A 3,792-nucleotide genomic window follows, 5' to 3' on the forward strand; every position below is an offset into this window, starting at 1 on the left:
CTGCACGGCATGGGCGACCGCCACATGCGCGACCAGGATCAAGGCGGCGGCAGCCGCCCACAGGCCGGTCTCGCTCGCGCCGAACCGCGGCTGACCGACCCCGGACAAGGCGGCCGTCGCGCCCGTCATGGTGCCGTGCCGCCGCTCGGGGCTGTCGGCTGGCCTCCAGATGGCTGGCTTCCGCCTGGCTCTGGCGCATCGGCCGAAGGCAGCGTCTCCAGGCCGACCAGCGCGATCTTGAGATAGCCGGCGGCACGCAGCAGGTTCATCACCTCCATCAGCTCGCCATAGCCAACCGACTTGTCGGCGCGCAGGAAGATGCGCGTCTGCTTGTCGCCCTTGGTGCGACCGTCGAGCATGGCGGCGAACATGGCGCGCGGCACGCTGTCATTGCCGACGGCGAGCGTAAGATCGCCTTTCAGCGTCAGGAACAGCGGCGTCTCGGGGCGCGGCGCCGGCGTCGCCGTCGAGCCCGGCAGGTCGACATTGACATCGACGGTGGCGAGCGGTGCCGCGACCATGAAGATGATCAAAAGCACCAGGATGACGTCGATGAACGGGGTGACGTTGATCTCGTGGCTTTCCTCGAGATCGTCGCCGGCCGTTTCGCGAATCCGCGCCGCCATGACCGCTCACTCCGCCGCGATGGCGCCTGCCGGCGGCACGGTGCGGAAATCGAGGTCGCGGCTGACCAGCCGTTCGACGCCAGCGGCGGCATCGGCGAGGATCTGCCTGTAGCCGGCTATGGAGCGGGCAAAGCCGTTGTAGATGACCACCGCCGGGATCGCCGCCACCAGGCCCATGGCGGTGGCGAGCAGCGCTTCGGCGATGCCGGGCGCCACGACCGCCAGATTGGTGGTCTGCGCCTGCGAGATGCCGATGAAGGCGTTCATGATGCCCCACACCGTGCCGAACAGGCCGACGAAAGGCGCGGTCGAGCCGATGGTCGCGAGCAGGCCGGTGCCGCGCGACATGCGCCGCGCCGCAGCTGCCTCGATGCGCGACAGCCGCGAGGTAACGCGCTCCTTCAGGCCATCGCCGGTGACGTGGTCGAGCGCGCCGGCAGAAAGCGCGGCCTCTTCCTCTGCGGCGCGCACCAGAAGCGCGCCGGGGCCATTGTTGTGGCCGAGCGCGCGCCCGGCCTGCATCAGCGTCGCGGCATTGCCGATCGCCTGCGCGGCGCGGCGCGCCCTGAGCTTGCCGGCGAGGATCTCCAGCGACTTGGCCAGCCAGATCGTCCAGGTGACCAGCGAGGCGAAGGCGAGGCCGATCATCACCGCCTTGACGATGATGTCGGCGGCTATGAACATGCCCCAGGGCGACAAATCGTGCGGCAGCGTCAGCGCAATCGCCGTCGACGGTGCCGGAGCCGGCCTAACGCCCGGTTGCGGTGCAGCGGGAGCAGCAATGGCCGGAGCGGTTGTGGCGGGTGCGGCCGGCACTTGGGTTGCAGGAGCTTGCGCCACCGGCGCTTGTGCGGCCGGAGCTGGCGTCGCCGGTTGCTCCTGTGCGGCGACAGCGCCGGCCGCCAGGATCAACGATGCGGCCAGCGCCGCGAAAAGGCCATGTCTGGACACGCTTCGTCCTCGCTTCATCATTGCACGTAACCGATGGGCTGGCCGGTGACGGGGTGCGAAAACACCCCCATCTCGACGCCAAAAATGCCCTTGAGCATGTCGCCCCGCATGATCTCGGCGGGCGTGCCGCGCGTCAGCAGCCTGCCTTCCTTCAGCGCGATCAGTTCGTCGCAATAACGCGCTGCCATGTTGGGATCGTGCAGCACGACGACGACGCAAAGGTCGCGCTTGCGGCTGAGTTCCCTGACCAGGTCGAGCACCTCGACCTGGTGGGCGATGTCGAGCGCCGAGATCGGCTCGTCGAGCAGCATGACGCCGGCATTCTGCGCCACCAGCATGGCAAGCCAGGCCCGCTGCCGCTCGCCGCCGGAAAGCTCGTCGACCAGACGGTCGGCGAAGCCGGCCATGTCGGTCAGCGCCAGCGCCTCCTCGATATGCCGCCTGTCCTCATGGCCGAAACGGCCGAGCGCGCCATGCCAGGGATAGCGCCCGAGCGCCGCCAGTTCCCGCACGGTAAGCCCGGTCGCCGCCGGCGTCGTCTGCGGCAGATAGGCCAATGCCCGCGCCAGCTCGCGCGCGCTCCAGCCGGCCAGCGGCCGCTCGGCGAAGCTGATCGCGCCCTCGCTTGCCGGCTGCTGGCGCGCCAGAAGCTTGATCAGCGTCGACTTGCCGGAGCCGTTGTGGCCGATCAGACCGTAGACGCGCGCGCGTTCGAGCTCGAGCGAGACCGGTCCGAGCAGAGTCCGCTCGCCGACGGCGAAACGCACCGCTTCGACACGGAAGGCAGTCTGAACTCCAGCCACGCTCTGGCCTTTCTGCAACTCGGGCTTGCGCATTCCTCGGCAAGCGGTTTCCAGCTGCCATCGACGGTTGACTATGAAACATGAGTTTACTAGTCAACTATGGAGATGACTATTTGATTCAACAAAATTGTCATGAGGCCCCGGCGCACGGCCGAATTGCGCCTTGCTGCCAATGTGGCGCCTCTGCGGAGGGCCATGCCCTGCCTATGGACTGCGACACCATCTCCGGCCACGATGGCTCCCTGCGTGAGGCAAGCGGCCGATGATCAAGGCGATCCCGTTCGATTTCCCCTATGACGGCTCGAGCCGCAACACACCGCGCTGCTGGTCATCGACCTGCAGGAGGACTTCCTGTCGCCGACCGGCTATTTCGCCAGAAAGGGATACGACCCTTCGCCGCTCAGGGCGATCCTGCCGGCGGTGAACCGGCTGATCGTGGCAGCCCGCGCCGCCGGCCTGACCATCGTGCACACAAGGCAAGGCTACCGCGCCGACATGGCCGACATGACGCCTTACGAGAAATGGCGCCGCCAACGGGCACGGCTCGACGGCACCGGCATCCTGCTGCGCTCCAGCCCGGGCTTCCAGATCGTCGCCGATATCGAGGTGGCGGCGCAGGATATCGTCGTCGACAAGACGTGCAACGGCGCCTTCACCTATACCGACCTGGAGCTGGTCCTGCGCGCACGCGGCATCACGCATCTCCTGTTCACGGGATGCACGACCGACGTCTGCGTCCACACCACGCTGCGTGAGGCCTGCGACCGCAACTTCCAGTGCCTGACGATTGCGGACGCCTGCGCCAGCGGCGACAGACAGGCGCATGAGGCCGCGCTTCACATGGTGACGGTCGAGGACGGCGTCTTCGGCGCGCTGGCGGATTCGGACGCCGTCATCGAATCGCTGGCGCGGCTTGCCGGCAGGCCGCGCTGACGACCCGGTCAGGCCCGGGCGCGGGATCCCGATGGCAGGCGCGGCACCAATGCGCCGGATTGCGTCACGCCGCTCTCGAGACGCGCCAGTGAATTGGCGATAAGCGTGACAGTCTCGCGACCCGCCGTCGCGATCTCGCGCGGCCTGTCGATGCCGGCGATCATGAATTCATGGATGCCGAGCCCCGCATAGGGCAACAGCGACAACGCGATCTCGGCCGGCGACCCGGAAACCTCAACCGCCTTGTGATCGGCGACGCCTTCATCTTTTTGCGATCGCATGCGCACGGGCAGCGCGAAGCGCAGTTTGCCGGCCCTTCCATGCTCGGCGGCGGCGGCGCGCACGCGCTCGATCAACTGGCTGACCTCGTCGGGCGAACCGGCGGACAGTTCGAAGACATCCGCGTGCCGGCCGGCTACCCTGAGCGCCGTTCCCGACTGGCCGCCAAGCCGGATCGTCACGTCGGCGCCGTGCGGGCC

Annotated in this window: 4 protein-coding genes and 1 pseudogene; 1 reads left to right on the forward strand and 4 read right to left on the reverse strand. The window is 68.1% G+C overall.

Annotated elements, in window-relative coordinates; translation table 11 throughout:
• Window positions 1-125: 125 nt before the first annotated feature.
• The 3 genes from exbD to EN742_RS27605 are packed head-to-tail and all read right to left on the reverse strand — an operon-like array spanning window position 126 to window position 2,413.
• Window positions 126-626, reverse strand: coding sequence for a TonB system transport protein ExbD (exbD, locus tag EN742_RS27595; protein WP_126057552.1), 501 nt, complete (start codon window positions 624-626; stop codon window positions 126-128).
• A 6-nt stretch (window positions 627-632) separates the two neighbouring features.
• Window positions 633-1,577, reverse strand: coding sequence for a tonB-system energizer ExbB (gene exbB, locus EN742_RS27600; protein WP_126057551.1), 945 nt, complete (start codon window positions 1,575-1,577; stop codon window positions 633-635).
• A 17-nt stretch (window positions 1,578-1,594) separates the two neighbouring features.
• The gene (locus EN742_RS27605; RefSeq protein WP_126057550.1) at window positions 1,595-2,413 is read right to left on the reverse strand and encodes an ATP-binding cassette domain-containing protein; all 819 of its coding nucleotides are present in this window, start codon (window positions 2,411-2,413) and stop codon (window positions 1,595-1,597) included.
• A gap of 229 nt (window positions 2,414-2,642) precedes the next feature.
• On the opposite strand from EN742_RS27605, the pseudogene EN742_RS27610 reads away from it, so the two are divergent.
• Window positions 2,643-3,313: pseudogene (locus EN742_RS27610) on the forward strand (isochorismatase family cysteine hydrolase).
• Window positions 3,314-3,321: 8 nt separating this feature from the next.
• On the opposite strand, the gene EN742_RS27615 reads toward EN742_RS27610, so the two are convergent.
• Window positions 3,322-3,792 (reverse strand): LLM class flavin-dependent oxidoreductase (locus EN742_RS27615; RefSeq protein WP_128333505.1); only part of this gene is annotated, 471 nt, incomplete at its 5' end.

Origin of the sequence: Mesorhizobium sp. M4A.F.Ca.ET.020.02.1.1, from assembly GCF_004022645.1 — a bacterium.
Lineage (GTDB): Bacteria > Pseudomonadota > Alphaproteobacteria > Rhizobiales > Rhizobiaceae > Mesorhizobium.

What these genes read in the sequence shown, in the direction of transcription:
- EN742_RS27605 (WP_126057550.1), bottom strand. Translation starts at nt 2,413, where the DNA reads ATGCGCAAGCCCGAGTTGCAGAAAGGCCAGAGCGTGGCTGGAGTTCAG.
- exbD (WP_126057552.1), bottom strand. Translation starts at nt 626, where the DNA reads ATGGCGGCGCGGATTCGCGAAACGGCCGGCGACGATCTCGAGGAAAGC.